Here is a 17831-nt window from a genome sequence, read left to right as displayed (position 1 = left end):
TCTAAACGCCCATATCTTGTTTCTAAAGGCTCATATTCGGTTTCTGAACGGTCATAGGTCGTTTCGCAACGGAGATATCCTCCTTCTAAATACCAATAAGAACCTTCTAAGAACCAATAGCGTCCATCTATCGACCAATAAGAACCAAAAGTTGCCGACTTTTCTGAGCAATGACCAGCATGCCAGTCTTAGGGCATCGCCTAACTTTGGCGCATGCCGCAAGCACCCAAACGCATATTGATCGTTGCCGCCACTTCTGGCGAACTTCCTGATACTTCAGCGTTTGATCAATCCAAGCTGCAGATTGAGACCTTGGTAACGGGTGTTGGGATGGTTGCTACCACGTTTTCGCTTACGCAGAAATTGACTGCATCTGAATTCGACCTTGTTCTCAACATCGGTATCGCAGGCTCGTTTTCTGATGAGATTGAATTGGGTGAGGTCGTTAACGTCCATACCGACCGATTGGTGGAGCTGGGTGCAGAAGACCACGGTAAATTTCTCCCTGCCGATGAGATGAAATTGGTGGACACGAAAGACCTTTTGTTCAGTTCCGATGTGTCTGTTAATGGGCTTCGTAACGTGGCGGGAATCACGGTCAACCGTGTTCATGGCAATGCCGAAAGCATCCGAAAGGTGAAGGAACAGTTCAACCCAGATGTGGAAAGTATGGAAGGTGCGGCTGTTGGCTACGTATGTTCCAAAATCGGAATTCCTTGGGTACAGCTACGTTCCGTTTCCAATAGGGTAGAGCCACGCAACACGGCCAATTGGAATATTCCGTTGGCCATCAAGAACCTTCACCAACAAGTATCGGTTTATCTCCAAAAGCTGAATGATGAAGCGTAGAGGTCATCTCCAAAACGAACTTTGTGTTACGAACTGGTCTTTTTCCACCATATTTCGTTGCGGAAAGCCTCAAGTAGCTATGGCTATTATCGGTTTCCGCGCCTTATCTGGTGAAAAAATTCTGCCTTCTCACATTCAAATCCGTTCCGAAGATGGCCTCTAAACTCACGCTGGGTTTTTCGCCCTGCCCGAACGATACGTTCATTTTCGATGCGCTGGTCAACAACCGCATCAACCTTGGCGGCTTTGAACTGGAAGTGGTGCTTGCCGATGTGGAAGAACTCAACCGCATGGCGCTGCAAGGCAAATTGGACATTACCAAGATCAGCTACAACGCCTACGCTTACGTTCACAACCATTACCAATTGCTGAATGCTGGCAGCGCGCTGGGCAACAATTGCGGTCCATTGCTCATTTCTAAACGAATGCTCTCCTCGGATGAACTCAGATCTGCACAGATTGCGATTCCGGGCAAGAACACAACGGCCAATTTCCTCATGTCGTTTGCTTATCCCGAAGCACAGAACAAGCAGGAATTCCTGTTCTCTGAAATAGAAAGCGCGGTGCTGAAAGAGAAGGTTGATGCAGGTGTCATCATTCACGAGAACCGCTTCACCTATCAGGAAAAAGGCTTGGTGAAAATTGCTGACCTCGGTGAGGTTTGGGAACAGCAAACGGGTTTCCCTATTCCGTTGGGCGGCATAGCCATCCACCGAAGGGTGAAACCGATCATCCGCAAACAATTTGATGAACTTTTGCGCCAAAGCGTGCGGTTCGCATTCGATCATCCCGATGCGTCCAAGGATTACGTGAAATGCTACGCGCAGGAAATGGACGAGGCCGTGATGCGTTCACACATCAACCTTTACGTCAATCAATATTCACTCGATCTTGGCGAAAAGGGCAAAGCCGCTATCCGAAAAATGTACGAGGTAGGGAAACAGTTCGGAATGCCTGGTGTGGAGCATTCGGTTTTTGTCAGTACGTAGTCAATGAAAAAGAGGAGATTACTTTTGCTGTTTTGGCTTTTTATTGGTTGTACATCAACTCACAATGATAAAAGTGTTCAAGAAAGTATCAATATTGAGCTGATTCCGATAAACTATAATTACGAGAATCTTTATTTGAAGATAAACTCTTCTTTATCAGATTCAACAAACAAAGATTTTTGGAGTTGGGATTACTTGTCATCAAGTAATGGGATGCCTGATTCAACAGGTATTGATTATTTCAAAAATCTGAACCAACCGGTTTTCTGGTTTAATGATGAAAGTACTTTGCCGGGGTTATTTGCCAAAACTGAAGGCAATAGAATCATTGAGTTTTCTGCCACAACGATTTTCAATCTGCCTGATTGTTCGCAAAAGTCAATCGATGCGGTGCTAGATGCTCTGACCAATTACGAATTGCTCAATATTCCAGAGGTTAGAAAGACAGTTCTCGAAAAACGATATTTTCAAATCCGCAATCAGAAGACGATTGAGACAATTCAATTTGAATGCACGGATGAATTGAGTTATGATCGGATTATTTACAAAATCGAACTCAGATAGTTTGACTAAAGCGTAAAATTGAATACTTCGCCATCTACTTCAATGGTGGCCTGGATGTCGCATTCGCCCGTTCCGTAATCAACACTTCCCGTGTTGAAGTTGGCTGGAGATACATCCACCATTCCTTCGGTAATGTATTTGCAGTTGGATGGAAGTTTTACACCTGAAGTGATCTCCAATGTGAACGGATGCGTGTTCGAATCATTTCCTTCTGCAGTTCCTGTCAATGTAAAAACATCATCGGTCAAGCCCGTAAGAGCAAGCGTATCAGAGGTAAGGTCTGTTGTGTCACCTTCGGCCCATGTTCTGGTAAGCGAGGCATTCCAAAGCACTTCCTGTGTTCCCCAAGAGATCACACCGTTTGTCACGGTTTCTGCGTATGTCGGTTTTCCAGAACCTGTTCCGTTATTGGTAAATGTGTAAGTGCCGGCAAGAGTATATTGCCCTGTAGTGTAATTCACAAACAGCACTTCGGCTGATGCACCTTCGCTACCGAAAGGGCCATCGAAAGTGGCTACGATCTTACCGCTTCTGTTCACGCCATCCATCCCAACGGTTCCATTGCCAAAGTCGATGGTCAGCGTTTTGGGGAATGCTGCTCCAACAGGCGTTACCGTGGCGGTGGCATGTACCGAAGCGGGCAGAAGCCACGTGGCCGGACGTTGATCCAGGTCATCGCCAAAGCTCAACGCCAATTTCACCTGTTCAAATACATCGTTATATGCTGCAAAGGCCACCGAACTGTTACTTGCGGCCCGAATATCCATGTGCACGACCTTTTTACATCCTGCAAAAAATGCAGCAGCTGAAATAAGCGCAATGGCAAAGGAGAATTGGAATTTCTTGGTCATTATTATTGGTTGAAATCGGTTGTAAAGTAAATGAACTAATGCTTTTCGTAGGTCTTAAAGGTAAAGGCGCATACGTGTTTTTCATCTTTTGGATGCAATACACTTTCCACTTCCTTCCATTCGTTCCCGAGTTCGGGGAAAAAACGGTCGCCATCGAACGTGCCATGAACGCGTGTGAGGTAAATACGGTCGGTGATTGGAAACGCCTGTTTGTAGATCTCTGCACCTCCAACAATAAAGATCTCATCATCCTTGGCAACAGAAAGTGCCTCATCCAATGCGTTCACCACCACGCAGCCTTCGGCCTGAAAGCCCTTATCTCTGGTAATGATGATGTTGGTGCGGTTGGGCAGCGGTCTTCCGACCGATTCATAGGTTTTCCGCCCCATGACGATGGGATGACCGCTGGTTTTCTGTTTGAAGAATTTCAGGTCGTCCGGCAAATGCCAGATAAGGTCGTTGTCCTTTCCGATGACGTTGTTCTCATCGGCCGCTACAATGATGGTGATCATACAGCTACAGCACCTTTGATGTGTGGATGCGGATCGTAGTTCACCAATTCAAAATCCTCGAATTTGAACCCGAAGATGTCTTTCACATCGGGATTGATCTTCATCTGCGGCAATGGGCGCAGCTCACGACTCAGTTGCAGTTCAACCTGTTCAAAGTGGTTGGAGTAGATATGTGCGTCACCAAAGGTGTGAACGAAATCGCCCAGTCCGAGATCGCATACCTGTGCCACCATCATGGTGAGTAATGCGTAGGAAGCAATATTGAACGGGACACCGAGGAAAATATCCGCGCTACGCTGATAGAGTTGGCAGCTCAGTTTTCCTTTTTTCTCCCCTTTGGAAAGGTCAGGAGGGGCTACATAAAATTGGAACATGGTGTGGCACGGAGGCAACGCCATATTTTCCACTTCGGCCACGTTCCATGCATTGACAATATGGCGTCTTGAATCGGGATTGTTCTTGATGCCATCGATCAATTTCTGGATCTGATCGATCTTCTTGCCATCGGCCGTAGGCCACGAACGCCATTGTACACCATACACGGGACCGAGTTCCCCGTTCTCATCCGCCCATTCATCCCAAATGGAAACCCCGTTGTCTTTCAGGTACTTGATGTTGCTGTCGCCTTTCAAGAACCACAACAATTCGTGAATGATGGAGCGGAGGTGCAGTTTCTTGGTGGTTACAACCGGAAAACCTTCGTTCAGGTCGAAACGCATCTGGTAGCCGAACACGCTCCGTGTTCCCGTTCCTGTGCGATCAGCCTTATCGGCTCCGGTCTGCATCACGTGGCGCATCAGGTCGTGGTACTGTTTCATCTTTCTGTTATTGCGGGTAAATGGTACGTGCGTAAAAACTTCCGTTCATCAGGTCGAGGTGCTCACCGTTTGCATTGAAAACGCGGCAGTTGAACGTACCCTGCGTCTTGCCTCCGAACTGTGTCTCGCCAGATGCCTTGTGCGAGGTGATCTCGAAATTCGCCCAACTTTCCTGGCTGCCGTTCCGCACATCGCTCGACCAGAACGTGCTGTCGCTGTCAATGTAGCTGATCACCACGCCATCGATTCCAGCGGTGGAACTATCGAGCGTGTAGGAACCGTAACCGTACGTTCCCACATCGAACATGGCGAAACTCGCGCTGTATGGTGGCATCAGCGTATCGCTGAAGAATTTCACCATCTGAATCGTAAAATTGTTCTTCAGATAGTCAGAATCCAGCGCACTTTTAATGAAGGTGGTGAACTCGCTGTGCAGCCTTCCAATGGAATCCTCGTAGGTGGAGATTCCCGGTCCATTCCCGTAATCGTCCACGCCATTTTCGTAGCGGATGGTGGTTCCATCAGCCGTGAATTCAACATAAAATGCGGTCGGATCTCCGTTCTGTGGATTTTCATCGTCCTTGTTGCAGGAAGCGATGGCAATTGCAACAGCCAGTAAAAGCGCGGGTTTTATCAGTAAACGAAACATGCACTAAAGATACTCACTTGCAATTTCGGGTCGTGGTCGGCAGGTGGTCTTGTATCAACAATTTTTCCTCCGGATCATCGAAGGATCAAACGGATGGGAAGATGGTCGGAATATCCACCGTAATAGTTCGGTCCACCGTAGGTTCTGTTAGGCGATGGTTCGCCATTTTCTGGGAAGTAGAGCATCCAATCTTCTTTGAAAATGGTGGCCGAAGAATCATTCACGGCATAGCCGGATGTTGCCTGTAGCAGCCCGTCCGAAACAATGAACTGGTCGAGCATGCCCCATTCGCCTTTATAGTTGTAGGTGCCCAATCCATTCTGGTGGAAGTTGTATGTGAGATTGGTGAGCATCTGGTTGGCACCGGGTTCGCAGTTCATCACCTCGGTCATGGATCGGTTGTTCGGGTAATCGTTGAAATCGCCCATGGCGATGACCTTGGCATTACGGTCCTTCAGCAGCACCGAATCAATCTTCGTGCGAAGCACAGTTGCTGCTTTCAATCGTTTCGGCTCGCTTGCTTCCTGTCCGCCACGTCTGGATGGCCAATGGTTCACGAACACATGGATCGTATCATCTCCCGAAAGGAGTTTGGCGTAAAGGATGTCGCGGGTCGTGGTCTCGGGTTCAAATGGGAATGAATAGCGAAGCTTCTCATGGTAGAGTTCCTTCAAAACATCCGCGTTGTAGGCCAGCGCCACATCGATGCCGCGTGCATCCGGACTGTCCTCATGGATCACTTTGAAATTGGCCTTGCCGAGCGAATCCGTGTGGAAAAGGTCTTCCACCACTTGGCGATTTTCCACCTCGCAAACACCTACAATTTCAGGAAGTCCATCCACCGAAATGGCGGTCAGCACCTTTGCGAGGTCAGCCAGTTTCTTGTCGTAACGCTCTTCCGTCCATTGCTTGGCACTGTCCGGGAGGAACTCATCATCCAGCGTTAGCGTGTCATCCATCGTGTCGAACAGGTTCTCTACGTTGTAGAACACCACTTCGATGGGTTTGCGGGTTTCTTTGGGCGTACAGGCCACAAATTGCCAAAGTAGACCGCATGCGGCCAACAACAGGAGGTTGAATCGTTGTGTTTTCATGTGGGTGGGTTGCCGCGCAAATTTAGAAAGTTAAACCCCGCTCAGCCTGACAAAAGTGAGTCAGAAATCCCGGCCGTGGTCGGAAGTTTTATAATAGCGGATCACCTTGTCCTTCTTGTTCTTGGCCAGATACGCGCGGATGATATTTCGCGTATCGGGGTTGTCATTCTGGTGGCGGATGTGTTCCAAAATGTGCTCCAGCGGTTGGTTGGCCTCATCTTTCTCAATAAAACCATAGCCCACGTATTTGCCATCTTCCACCTGCACCAGCGAGTATTCTTCCTGCGTTCGGCCAGTACCGATCACAAGTGTGTTTTCGATCGTTAGGCCAAGCCCTGACTTGGCCTGCGCCACCCGCTCGTTGTATTCCTCGGGCGATTCATAACCCATTTTGGTACCGCGGCAATTCTTGATCTGGTAATGGAAACAATTGCCGTTGATCTTATGCAACCCAAGCAGGCATTGACACAGCTCATGCTTTTTTACCTGTTTCAAAAGGAGCCGCTTTCCTTCGTAATAGCTGCGTATTTCCAACAGCGGGTCGCCTTCCAGATTCTTTTTTCGTTTGATGCTGAGGTTGATGTAGTTGTTCTCATCACGCGTCTCATAGATCCCATACGGGAAATAAGGCTTCTTCTGCGATCGGTTGATGGGCGGTTGCAGCTTCTTGATCTCCTGCGATTCCAACAGCAGCGCCACCAGTTCGCTGCCCGTTTCCTCAAACGAAATGGAATGCACATTTTTCCACAGTTCAGCCCATTTCTTTTTCTCCTTCGGATGAAAATGACTCAGCACCCGCTTCTTGATGTTGATGCTCTTGCCCACATACAGGATCTGGTCGTCCCCATCATAGAAGTAATAGACACCCGCGCCTGTCGGCAGATTTTCAAGTTCGGAGGCAGGCAGATTGGGCGGAATGCGCACATCGGGCATGTCGGGTTTTATGCGACTGAGCACAGTTGATGAATCGCGCTGGAAAAGCATCTGGAACAGCGTGGCCGTGGCTGCCGTGTCGTCCAACGCGCGGTGGTGACTGTCCATTTCAATACCCAGCGTAGCGCACAGTTTTCCCAAACTGTAGGAGGGAAGCCCCGGAATGATCCTTCGGCAGATGTCGATGGTGTCCAGCGTTTCGCGCTTGAACTCCATTTTCAGCTGCGCGAATTCCTTCTTCAGAAAACCGTAGTCGAACGAAACGTTGTGCGCCACAAAAACGCGGTTCTCCGTCATGGCAAAAATGCGTTCGGCATGCTCCGCGAACAAAGGTGCATCGGCCACCATCTGGTCAGTAATGCCCGTCAGTTTCACCACGTAGCGGTCAATGGGCCGTTCGGGGTTCAGCAGCGTGGTAAAGCGCTCCAGTTCCTGTGTTCCATCGTGGATGATGATGGCGATCTCCGTGATCTTGCCATCGTGGATGGTGCCTGTGGTCTCAATATCAACGATCGCAAACTGCGTAAGAGGAAGCGAAAGTTGATCGGCACCGGGTTTTGACATCGGTTCAAAAATATGCAATTGAGCAGGGGTTTGATGTCAGGCCGGAAACATGTTTATCATTGCAGCATGAGAGTGGTACTGCAACGGGTAAAACGGGCTTCGGTAACGGTCGAAGGCCACGTGGTGGGCAGCATCGACCAAGGAGTTCTCATCCTTTTGGGAATAGAGGCGGCCGATACCTTGGAAGACACCGAATGGCTGTGCGGCAAGATCGCGCGGATGCGCATTTTCAATGATGCCGAAGGCGTGATGAATGTTTCGTTGGAAGAGAGCGGAGGAGAAGCACTGGTGGTTTCGCAGTTCACCTTGCATGCCAGCACCAAAAAGGGCAACCGCCCATCGTACATCAAGGCCGCGCGCCCCGAGCAGGCCGAACCGATGTACGAACAGTTCAAGGCCAAATTGGCCGAAACGTTAGGAAAGCCTGTTCAAAGTGGCGTGTTCGGAGCCATGATGGATGTGGAACTAATCAACGATGGGCCGGTTACCATTCTGATGGATTCGAAGGAAAGGGAGTAAGGTTAGCTTCGGTCATGCTGAATTCATTTCAGCATTTACTGGTAAAACAGATGCCGAAACAAGTTCGGCATGACAGACTAACTTTTGCTGAACTCCAAAGCCGCTTGAATGTGTTCTTTTTTCAGACTTGGGAAATCGGCAATGATCTCATCGTTGGTCATGCCAGCTGCCAGCCAGCCGAGAATATCGCCTACCGAGATGCGCGTACCCGTGATGCATGGTTTCCCAAAACGAATCTCTGGGTTGATCGAAATATATTTCAAGTAGCTCGCCATCTGAATTTTCGTTGCATTACAAAGATAGTCAACTCATCAACGATGGGTCTGTTACGATTTTGATGGATTCGAAGGATAGGGAGTAAGGTTAGCTTCGGTCATGCTGAATTCATTTCAGCATCTACTTGTATAACAGATGCCGAAACAAGTTCGGCATGACAGACTAACTTTTGCTGAACTCCAAAGCGGCTTGAATGTGTTCTTTCTTCAGGCTTGGGAAATCGGCAATGATCTCATCATTGGTCATGCCACCTGACCATAGTTTCCTGAAAGCAACGCTTGATTGGCCAATTCAAGCACTTGTTGTGCCTGTTCTTTTTTCACCGAAGGGAATTGCTCGATGAACTGATCGAGCGTGTAACCGTTTTCCAGATGCTCGAAAAGCGATCCGACAGGAACACGGGTTCCAACAAACACGGGAATCCCGCCAAGTGTGTCCTTATCGATACTAATAAGTTCGTTGAGTTGCATTACTTACAAAGATAGTCAACTCATCAACGATGGACCTGGCACTATTTTGATGGATTTGAAGGATAGGGAGTGATTAATTCATTCGAATAAGGGCCACGCAATTTCTTCCGATTCGCTCTATCGTAAATCTATACCACCGCCCCTTTCTTCTTCGATCATATTGAATAGGTTGACTGTTCCAATAGCCAGAGGCCTTGATCTCGACAACTCCTTTTTTTCGCCTTACGGCTAAAATTTCATAGTAATCCGGACTTATTCCGAATTCGGTATTGTCTGAACTATGGTAGTAAACCGCAGCTTTTGAAATTGTCCACTCATAGATTTCCTTGGCCGACTCATCCGATGGGGGAATCGTCCCAGAAACTAAATACATGTCTTCCCTAACGTTTAATTGGGTGATGGTCTTTAGCATTAGTGTGTCCAAGGTCTTCCACTCAGAAAGACTGTCGATGACTATTTCTGCGAATAGTACATTGGGGTCGTTTGGGTTGTAAATATCGCTGGAGTCTAAAGTTTTGATTACAAGATCACAAGGGATAGACTGACCACGTTCCTGAGCTTGTGTACCCAAATGGAGAGATCCGAGCAGAGAGGCAAGAAAGAAGAACTTATTTCCCATGCCGATACAAGTGAATATACCCGCTTCCCTTGTAGAATTTGACCCCGCCCAAGTGGCGGCCTTTGGCAATTACCTCATAAATGTAGCGGTCCTGCTGCACGGGGTTTCCGTGGTAGGTGCCATCCCAAGGCGGGTCGTCAATGGAGTTCATCTTATACATCTTGGCACCCCAACTGTTCGATATCTGTAGTTCAAACTCCACAATGCCGGATGAAACGATCTCAAAGTAATCGTTCAGTCCATCGCCATCGGGCGTAAACGCGTTCGGTATCCACAGCTTGAATTCGGGTTGCACACACATCTCAAAATCAAACTCATCCGTGCAGGTGCCCGAGTCATTTTCCACATGCAGCGTCACGGTGTATTTTCCCGTGTCGGGATAGGTGTGCGTGGGGTACACCCCGTACTGGTAATCTTCGGTAGTGCCATCTCCGAAATCCCACGTTCCGCTGGCAGCGCCCTGGCTCAGGTCGATGAACTCGGCCGTTGGGTCCGATTCCAACAGACAGGCTCCGTTCGGGTTGGGCGTAAAGTAGGCCGCCACATTGGGGAAGTACGGAATGGTCACACTCGTGTCGAATTCGCAGCCGCTTTCCAGCTCGGTAATGGTGATCTGGTATGTGGTGGCCGCTGGCGCGTAGATGGTGCTCATGAAATTGGGTGGTGAGGAATGCCACTCGTAGCTGTAGCTTCCAGGCGGATCCACTTGGGCAGTGGCGTAACCTTGCGAACCATAGCACAGCGGGTCGCTGGTCTCAAAAGTTGTGCTGAAGGGTTCCTTGACATACACATAAATGCTGTCTTCCACAGGTTCGGAGCAGCCATCCCACGTAGTGATGTGATACGTGGTGGTGGTGTCGGGATAGATCTCTTGTGTGGCAAATGAGGAAACATTCGGATTCCACGTATAGGTGAAGTTGCTGCCGTTGCCACCAGAGGCACTTACACCGATGGTTGCCGCATCGCCTTTGCAAACGGTGAGATAGCCGCCCACCGTATCGGTCATGATGGGTTCGGAAACGGAAACGAGCATGTCGGTATGCACTTCGCAGCCCGCGCTGCCATGGTCGTAAGCAATTTGGTGAATGCCTTCGCCCGCCAACGAAGGATTGAAAATGGTGTCGGTGATGCCATCTCCCGAAAAGACCCCGAAGCTTGGAATTCCGATCAGTGCAATGGCCGAATCCACAAAACAGTAGGTGTTCTCCAACCCGATGATCTGCGCGGGTTGTAGCTGATACACGTCCACCATGCACGAATCCCAGCATCCGCTCGACCCTTGATAATAGACCCAATGCTGACCGATTCCTACTTGCTGCGGGTCGAACATCCCTGTCGGGTCGATGATGCCATCTCCTGCCCAGGTTCCGCCAGCGGGCAATGCTTGCAACTGAATCGGGTCGCCCACCTCACACACCGAAGTGTCGAACATGATGTTTTCATGCACGGTCATCACCATTGAATCGACACACGTGTTGGCCTCATAGTAAATGGTGAAGGTGCCGCCTCCAGCAACCGAAGGCGTAAAATGGCCATCTCCGTTGTTGTCTGTCCCGATTCCTGACCAGATGCCACCACTCGGATAGCGGTGAACACCTGCCCAATTCAGCGTCAGCGGGTCGTCATACAGGCAGAATTCACGCACTGAATCGATGATGTTGGTCTGTTGCACATACACGATGCGGGTGTCGGTGCAGCCGTTCACCGAGTAGGTCAATGTGTCGTTGGTGAGGTCAGGAGCAATGGTCGGGTCGTACAGGCCGCTTTGCGAAACACCGATGCCGCTCCACGTTCCACCGGCAGGTGTACCATTCAGTTGGATGGAAGGTTCTTGCGGACAGATGACGTAGTTGCCACCCGCATCAATTTCGCTCACCGTAATGTCAACTGTACCCGAACAACCGTTGATGGTGTAGGTGACGGTGTGCGTTCCTGGTCCGGCCGTGGCAGGATCGAACGTGCCCCAATACCAGTTGGTGATACCCGTTCCGCTCCAAGAACCACCGAACGGAATGACTGTAAGATTGAAGTGCGGGTCTGACTCGCAGACCGTAATGTTGGAGGGCATGGCCAAGTTCTCCACCTCAACAACTTTGGTGTCGGTGCAGCCGTTTGCGGAAGTATACGTAATGGTGAAACTTCCTGACGATGAAGGCGTGAACATCCCGGCAGGTGTGGTGTTCGGGCCGCTCCATGTTCCGCCTGCGGGATAGCCATTGGTAAGCTGAAATGGCGCGGCATTCGGGCAGGACGCCTGATCGTAACCCGCCCATATCTGGTAAACGGTGGATTGAATGGAATCCGTGCAGCCGTTCAGGTCGGTGTAGTAGGTCCAAGGCGTTCCGTCTCCAGAATCAGGTCTGAAAATACCGATCGGGTCGTTGATGTGCGTTCCGCTCCAACTGCCTCCGGATGGCGTGGCTGAAATGGCAAAAGGTGCTTCATTTTCACACACGGCCGGAATAGGGTCGATGACCGGAGGTTGAATGACCGTGATGGTGGTCTGATCCGAAGCTGAGGCAGAAGGTCCGGCATCGCTCACGGTCACGGAATATGTGGTGTTTGTGGTGGGACAGACCAGATGCGGTCCCGGAGAATTGGGCAGCCCGTTGCTCCAAGCGTAATTGTAGGTGTTTGGGTCACCACCTGTCACTTCCGCCCATATCTCCACGCAGTCGCCCAAGCAAACGGTCGGGCTTTCTTCCAAAACCTCCACTTGCAACGGACAGTCGTTCACCGTTAGTGAACCTTCCGCCTCCAAGGTGAACTCATTGTCGCAATCATCCGCATAGTTATAGGTGAATTGCAGGTCGTACGTGGCGCTGTTGTCAAGCCCTGGGCTGAAGGTGACCTCGTACTGCGTTCCTTCTCCTGCATTGCAGTTGAGTGGGTTGATGCTGCTCACGGTCTGTCCGCCCGATACCGCAAACGCTGCCGGATAGACCGAATCGCACGGAACAGGTGTATCAAACGTCATGACGACCACCTCGGTGCTACACGTGGGTGCACTCGGGTTGAAGGTGATTGTCGGTGGGTCTGGTTGCGCCACTTCCACTTCCCAATAGGCCAACCAGCCAGCGCAGGCCACACCCGCCTGATCAGAGATCCAATGAACGGTCAGGCATCCGGAAGTGGCAATGACCGAAGGCGGGAGATTCTGACCCGAAACGGGCGACCCGATCTGTGGCGAACTCGTGTTCGGACCATCATAAAAGGTCATGATGTCGAATCCCTGCTCAGAGCAGAACTCGAAAAAGGTCATTTCAATGCTGATCGCATTCGGTACGCAGATGGTGAAGGTGTAATCCTCGCCATGCGTGTAATCTTCCCCGTTCAATCCACCATTGCTATCGGTAAAATAACCTTCGCAATCGTTTGTAGTGATATTGCCAACAAGCGGGTAGGTGGTCTGTGAAAAAGATGAAAGGTGAAAGATGAAAAATGAAAAAACGAGCAGAAGCCTCAACACTGACCACATCATTTTTTCGGATACCTGCTCTGAGGGACCTGCGAAAATCTGAGAATCTGTGGCTGAGGTCATGTTCATAATTGAACTTTTCCGCTCCGAATTCAAGGGCGGTAAACAGTAATGGTGTCGCTTTCAACCAACTTACTCCAGTTGCCAGCCCTGTCTTGGATCTTTACTTCAAACTGAAGTTTTTCAATGGAGTCATTTCCCAGAATGAAAAGGTTGTTCAACCGAACGGAAAGCCGTCCTTCTATCGGCACTTTTGCATCCACAGGTGCCAGCGGCTGCACATGGTAGAGGTCTTCGTATTGCAAGCGACTGTCCTTTACGCTTAATGACGCCACGTTGGGATCTGGGTGGCCGAGGTCACCGTTGTAATCGTAGTAATTGAAACTGATGATGACCGTATCGGTGAATTCCGCCACATTCATCGGCTCCACGGTCAGGTCAGAGATCTCGGGGATGTCTGAATGTTCCTGCTTGCAAGATGCAAGGAAGGCAACTGCCAACAGCGCTATGATCAGTTGACGAACTTCCACGAGAAATACTTTTTGATGTAGAGCATGCTGCCGTCCTGCGGAATTTCGGTCGTGTCGGGCTGAACGGGGTCTTTCAGGTACACACGCAGATAAAAGGTCGTATCAAGATTGGCGGGGAACGAACCGACATTGAAGCTGAACTTGTGTTGGAAGTCATCCGCCTCACCAAGAAAGTTCTGATGCGTTTCGGGCGAGCCAAGTAACTGTAGATCGTACACGGTTGCTGTCGAATCGAACTGATCGATCCTCCCACTCATCTTTACCTTGGTGTAAGGGAAATCGGAAAGGGCTGTTTCCTTGTCGTGAACGGAGAACCAAACGTTCACATTCTGAGAACCGATAGGCACTTCAATTCTGTCGGCCCCGTTGCATGGTACTCCATCAGCCTCCGCATAAATGCCCGAAATACCCGGTTGTTGATCATTTACGGTTGGGGCGTTTCCGAACATGTCCTTTGCTCCGTTCATGATCCATGTGCTGAGGTTGCTCAGATGTTCGGCTTTGGTGGCGTTCCATTCCGATTCAGGATTGTAGTAGGCATCCAACGGCATGATGCCCGAAATGCCGTCAATGTCCTCATTCAGGCGTAGCCAGATGATGGATTCTGAAAGGCTGCCAGGTTTCACGCGGTACTGGTAAGTTCCTGCCGGATTGTTCTTCACCACAGGTGCATAGACCAACGTGTTGTAGGCACTTTCGATGGTGCGGAAATCAGGTTCGAAGGTTCCATCGTGGCAGCCCGAATTGGCACAGGTCGGTTTGAAGATGTTCTGATGCAAGCCTACAAAACTGGTCGGGTCGATGTTCTCGATATTGGTGGTGTCCTCTGGCGGAAGATTGTTCGGGTCATCGAACGGATTCTTCTCATCCTTGGTGCAACTGGAGATGGAAAGGATGAGAAGAGAAAAGAGATAAAGAAACAAGGAGGTGCTGAATTGCGAAATCCCCCGTCTCCAAATGTTCCGCAAGCTCCACTTTCGAGCCATACGCCTTAGGTGGAACAAGAGGGCCAATCCTCCTTTTAAAGGAGGTGCCGAGGAACGAGGCGGAGGATTATTTTCGAGCTTCATTCTCATATCCTATCAAACAATGATTGTGCGGTGGATGAGATCAATCCGCTGTTCATCACATCATCTTTAAAACCGAGTATTTCCGCAATGGTCGGACAGTTGTCGGCCGTTTCGCCTATTTGGTTTCCAACGCCACCACGAACCAGATTGGCAGGTACGTTCGGCCCGACCATCTGCGTGAAAACCCGCTGTGTGTTGGCATCTGAATGGTCAAAAGCATACCAGTCGTTCGTGTCTTTTATCGGATTAGGCGTCAGGTTGCGACCGCATTCTGGCGTTACCAGCATAATGGTGTTTCCGGCCATTTCCGGAATCTGCTGTATCTGATTCCACAGATGACCGACCGCATGGTCTGCTCGGTGGAGCGCAGCCAGATAACCTGTGTAATTGCTGTGGCACGTGTCAACCACGCCAAGATTCACCACGGTCAAGGTCGGTTTGAACCACTTCATCACTTCCACCGTGTAGGCGACCGTGTTCAGGTCGTTGTTGTCGTCAACAGGTGGCTTGGCAATATTTCCTCCCAAATTGTACATCTCCCGAAGGAAGAGTTTGATGCTCTGCTTTTCTTCCTCCGTGTTGTAAATGGTGTCGATCGTTCCTCCAACATTCTCAAAATTGTTATCGAGGAAGTACTTCATTTGGTAGATCGGGTCGAGTTCTTCTTCAGGGTGATACACCTTGGCGTTGGAGAGATGTTCCTGACCGGGAGATTGACTTCCGAATGTGATGCTCGGAGCAAGAAAATTGGCACCATACTGCGCCCCATAATCTGCATGATGACTGTAATTCATGAGCGGAGTGGAATTGCCGATGCCGTTGCCCACGAACCAAACTTTTGATGCAGGCGCACCCAAATGCCTGCGCGTGTATTCGAAAATGGTCGGATTGATCGGTTTCTGGCGCAGGCCTTGCGAATAGAGCGTATTGCCTTGCAGAAGGGCGTTCATGCCTCCGTAATGCCCTGCGTGGCTGCTGCGCACTTCCTTGAAAAGCGTTCCCTGCTGTTGAATGGTGGAACCCAGAATCTGCGGAATGGGCGTGTCTCCGGTCAGATTTCCGTTTGTTCCGAACACGACCTTCTGCGTTGGTGGTGCTCCGTCAAGCATGTTGAACATGATGTTTCCTTCCACCTGAATTTGCTGGCTTTGCGCCAAGTAGGTCTGTTCAATGCTTTCCTGCTGGCGCACCCCACCTGCAAACATCACCATAACCACATGTTCCGCCATTTGCGAACCCGTGGCCGCGAACAACCTTCCCGAAGGGAGAATGTAAGGCGCAGCAAATGCTCCGGCCGTGGCCGCTGCTGCTTTTTTGATGAATCCTCTCCTTTTCATATATGGTTACGAATTATGTTAGACCACGGTCGATAGTCCATAGACCATGGTCCGATGTACATGGAATACGGGCCTGTCGCCTTGTACTGTGGTCCGTGGACCATGGACTGTGGACTCTTCATCTTTCAATAGTATTGGTATTCGTTAGAAAGGGCGAATGAGAAATAAACCAGTTCGGGCTTCACATTGGGGTGTGTGCTGATGTAATTCTTGAAGAACTGCCGCTCAGCCTCGGTCGGGTTGCGCACAAGGAACCGATTGTATGTTTCGGTGATGAAACCATCAAGGTCCGCACGCATTTCCTGTTCACTCGGCAGGATCACGCCACCCGAATTCATGTAATTGCTGATGAGCACTTCGTGCACCAGGTCTTTGTCGCCAAAGGCAAGTACGCATTCGCTTGCCTCAAATAGATTGTCGCTTGAAAGTGCCGTCTGAAAAAGGTTGGCGTAAAGAATGGCGATGTACTGCTGATCGGACTTCAGTTTTGTCTTGTTCGCATTCGGAGGAAGGATCGTCTCTTCGTTGACCTCATAGAGTTTGTCTTTCTGGCAGCCTGCTGTGGTAAGGGTGAAAAGGAACAGTGCAAGCCGAAAAACAGAATGATCGAGGCGGCTATTGCGTGCCATGGTCCATAGTCCATAGACCATAGTCCGCAGACCGTGGACTACCGACCATGGACCATAAACTATCGACTGTTTAAATTTCATCATTTCCTACTGCTCAAAGTGTGCATACTCATCCGTCACCATAATGGCGCGCTGAACCTTCTGGAGGTCGTGATCCACAAAAAGATCAACCATCAGATCATTTGTTTCTGCGGTTGATGGATCGCGTGCCAACAGTACTTTATACGACCACACGATCAATCCTTCATAGAACTCGCGGGAGTTCACCAGAATGTCAACATATTCGTTCTTGTTCTGACCCGGTTTCCCAAGAATGGTTGCCGGTTGATTGTATTCGATCATGTTGAACCCGGCATAGAATTCCGCCTGTGTAGGATAGCGGAAGAAGAGGTTGTCGAAACTGGCGTTCACGAAATTGAACGTGTTCATGTTGATCTCGTCATAAACAGCATTGTTGATCATGGCCGCACACATGTCTTTGATCTCAATATCACCATTGAAATAGTCGGATTCGGAATCGAGTATTGCCTGAAGTTTGGCCACCTGTTCGTGCCTGTCGTAAACACCTTCCCAGTTTCCGTTCAATGAATCGGGTAGAATTCCACCGGCTATTGGCCCCATCACTGCATGGATCTCTGCATTGGAGGCAGCTTCGATGAAACGCGCCTTGCATTGCTCATACAAACGGTTGTAGTAAGCATGCTTGTAAGAAATGTCGCCTTCAATGAAATCCGTGTTCGATTGCAGTTTCAGGATCATCGCCTCACGCGCTTCAAAACTCAGATCGGCAGCTTTCAAGGTCTCTCGGTTCGAGTTCATCTCTGCATCCAGCGGTTCGCGCCCGATCTGATCGATAAACACACGGTTGATGTAATTCTCTATCAGCAGATCCGAAACCTCAGCATAGTACGGGGCATTATTGTCGGGAACGAGTTCCGGGTCTTTGGAACAGCCAAAGAACATTGCGGCAAGCGCGAAAAAAAGGATGAATTGACGTGGTGTCCGCATTGAGGAGTCCTAAGTTACAGGTTCAGATCGAGTCATCATGGGTTGTTTTCTTTCTTTGTCAACAGAATAACA

Annotated in this window: 20 protein-coding genes; 4 read left to right on the top strand and 16 right to left on the bottom strand. The window is 49.7% G+C overall.

Annotation, left to right across the window (positions count from 1 at the left end):
- Positions 1-213: 213 nt before the first annotated feature.
- The 3 genes from mqnB to GC178_03945 all read left to right on the top strand — a co-directional run bounded on the left by mqnB (position 214) and on the right by GC178_03945 (position 2402).
- Positions 214-849, top strand: coding sequence for a futalosine hydrolase (gene mqnB / locus GC178_03955; protein ID MBI1286712.1), 636 nt, complete (start codon positions 214-216; stop codon positions 847-849).
- A 152-nt stretch (positions 850-1001) separates the two neighbouring features.
- Positions 1002-1838: a 1,4-dihydroxy-6-naphthoate synthase gene (locus GC178_03950; protein ID MBI1286711.1), complete on the top strand. Its 837-nt coding sequence runs from the start codon at positions 1002-1004 to the stop codon at positions 1836-1838.
- A gap of 3 nt (positions 1839-1841) precedes the next feature.
- Positions 1842-2402 (top strand): hypothetical protein, encoded by a 561-nt coding sequence (locus GC178_03945; GenBank protein MBI1286710.1) that lies wholly within the window; start codon positions 1842-1844, stop codon positions 2400-2402.
- A 5-nt stretch (positions 2403-2407) separates the two neighbouring features.
- Here the strand turns inward: GC178_03945 and GC178_03940 are convergent, their stop codons facing one another.
- From GC178_03940 to GC178_03915, 6 genes are all read right to left on the bottom strand, one after another.
- Positions 2408-3253: a hypothetical protein gene (locus GC178_03940; GenBank protein ID MBI1286709.1), complete on the bottom strand. Its 846-nt coding sequence runs from the start codon at positions 3251-3253 to the stop codon at positions 2408-2410.
- 35 nt (positions 3254-3288) lie between these two features.
- Positions 3289-3765, bottom strand: a complete 477-nt coding sequence (locus GC178_03935; protein ID MBI1286708.1) for a dihydrofolate reductase — start codon at positions 3763-3765, stop codon at positions 3289-3291.
- A complete protein-coding gene (locus GC178_03930; protein ID MBI1286707.1) occupies positions 3762-4583 on the bottom strand; it encodes a thymidylate synthase in 822 nt (273 codons plus the stop codon). Before GC178_03930 ends, GC178_03935 begins: the two co-directional genes overlap by 4 nt.
- Positions 4584-4590: 7 nt before the next feature.
- Complete coding sequence (locus GC178_03925; GenBank protein MBI1286706.1) at positions 4591-5232, bottom strand: hypothetical protein; 642 nt, start codon at positions 5230-5232, stop codon at positions 4591-4593.
- Positions 5233-5306: 74 nt separating this feature from the next.
- Complete coding sequence (locus GC178_03920) at positions 5307-6326, bottom strand: hypothetical protein (protein MBI1286705.1); 1020 nt, start codon at positions 6324-6326, stop codon at positions 5307-5309.
- Positions 6327-6386: 60 nt separating this feature from the next.
- Positions 6387-7823, bottom strand: coding sequence for a DNA polymerase III subunit epsilon (locus GC178_03915; protein ID MBI1286704.1), 1437 nt, complete (start codon positions 7821-7823; stop codon positions 6387-6389).
- Positions 7824-7889: 66 nt separating this feature from the next.
- On the opposite strand from GC178_03915, the gene GC178_03910 reads away from it, so the two are divergent.
- Positions 7890-8342 carry a D-tyrosyl-tRNA(Tyr) deacylase gene (locus GC178_03910; protein MBI1286703.1) on the top strand — a complete coding sequence of 151 codons (453 nt, stop codon included), beginning with the start codon at positions 7890-7892 and terminating at the stop codon, positions 8340-8342.
- Positions 8343-8419: 77 nt separating this feature from the next.
- Here GC178_03910 and GC178_03905 read toward each other — a convergent pair whose 3' ends face one another.
- The 10 genes from GC178_03905 to GC178_03860 all read right to left on the bottom strand — a co-directional run bounded on the left by GC178_03905 (position 8420) and on the right by GC178_03860 (position 17759).
- Positions 8420-8617: a DUF433 domain-containing protein gene (locus GC178_03905; protein ID MBI1286702.1), complete on the bottom strand. Its 198-nt coding sequence runs from the start codon at positions 8615-8617 to the stop codon at positions 8420-8422.
- A gap of 163 nt (positions 8618-8780) precedes the next feature.
- Positions 8781-8864 carry a DUF433 domain-containing protein gene (locus GC178_03900; protein ID MBI1286701.1) on the bottom strand — a complete coding sequence of 28 codons (84 nt, stop codon included), beginning with the start codon at positions 8862-8864 and terminating at the stop codon, positions 8781-8783.
- Entirely contained in the window at positions 8861-9088 is a 228-nt protein-coding gene (locus GC178_03895; protein ID MBI1286700.1) for a DUF433 domain-containing protein, read from the bottom strand. Before GC178_03895 ends, GC178_03900 begins: the two co-directional genes overlap by 4 nt.
- Positions 9089-9161: 73 nt before the next feature.
- A complete protein-coding gene (locus GC178_03890) occupies positions 9162-9707 on the bottom strand; it encodes a hypothetical protein (GenBank protein ID MBI1286699.1) in 546 nt (181 codons plus the stop codon).
- Positions 9697-13254, bottom strand: a complete 3558-nt coding sequence (locus GC178_03885; GenBank protein MBI1286698.1) for a T9SS type B sorting domain-containing protein — start codon at positions 13252-13254, stop codon at positions 9697-9699. The genes GC178_03890 and GC178_03885 overlap by 11 nt, the downstream gene beginning before the upstream one ends.
- A 23-nt stretch (positions 13255-13277) precedes the next feature.
- Positions 13278-13715, bottom strand: coding sequence for a hypothetical protein (locus tag GC178_03880; GenBank protein ID MBI1286697.1), 438 nt, complete (start codon positions 13713-13715; stop codon positions 13278-13280).
- Positions 13697-14638: a hypothetical protein gene (locus tag GC178_03875; GenBank protein MBI1286696.1), complete on the bottom strand. Its 942-nt coding sequence runs from the start codon at positions 14636-14638 to the stop codon at positions 13697-13699. Before GC178_03875 ends, GC178_03880 begins: the two co-directional genes overlap by 19 nt.
- A 149-nt stretch (positions 14639-14787) precedes the next feature.
- On the bottom strand, positions 14788-16122 hold the full coding sequence (locus GC178_03870; protein MBI1286695.1) for a hypothetical protein: 1335 nt from the start codon (positions 16120-16122) through the stop codon (positions 14788-14790).
- Between the two features lie 125 nt (positions 16123-16247).
- On the bottom strand, positions 16248-16751 hold the full coding sequence (locus GC178_03865) for a hypothetical protein (protein MBI1286694.1): 504 nt from the start codon (positions 16749-16751) through the stop codon (positions 16248-16250).
- A gap of 87 nt (positions 16752-16838) precedes the next feature.
- Positions 16839-17759: a hypothetical protein gene (locus GC178_03860; GenBank protein ID MBI1286693.1), complete on the bottom strand. Its 921-nt coding sequence runs from the start codon at positions 17757-17759 to the stop codon at positions 16839-16841.
- Between the last annotated feature and the right edge of the window lie 72 nt (positions 17760-17831).

Source organism: Flavobacteriales bacterium (assembly GCA_016124845.1).
Taxonomy (GTDB): domain Bacteria; phylum Bacteroidota; class Bacteroidia; order UBA10329; family UBA10329; genus UBA10329.
Note: the sequence above shows the minus strand (reverse complement) of the source record. Positions and strands in the feature narration are given on the sequence as shown.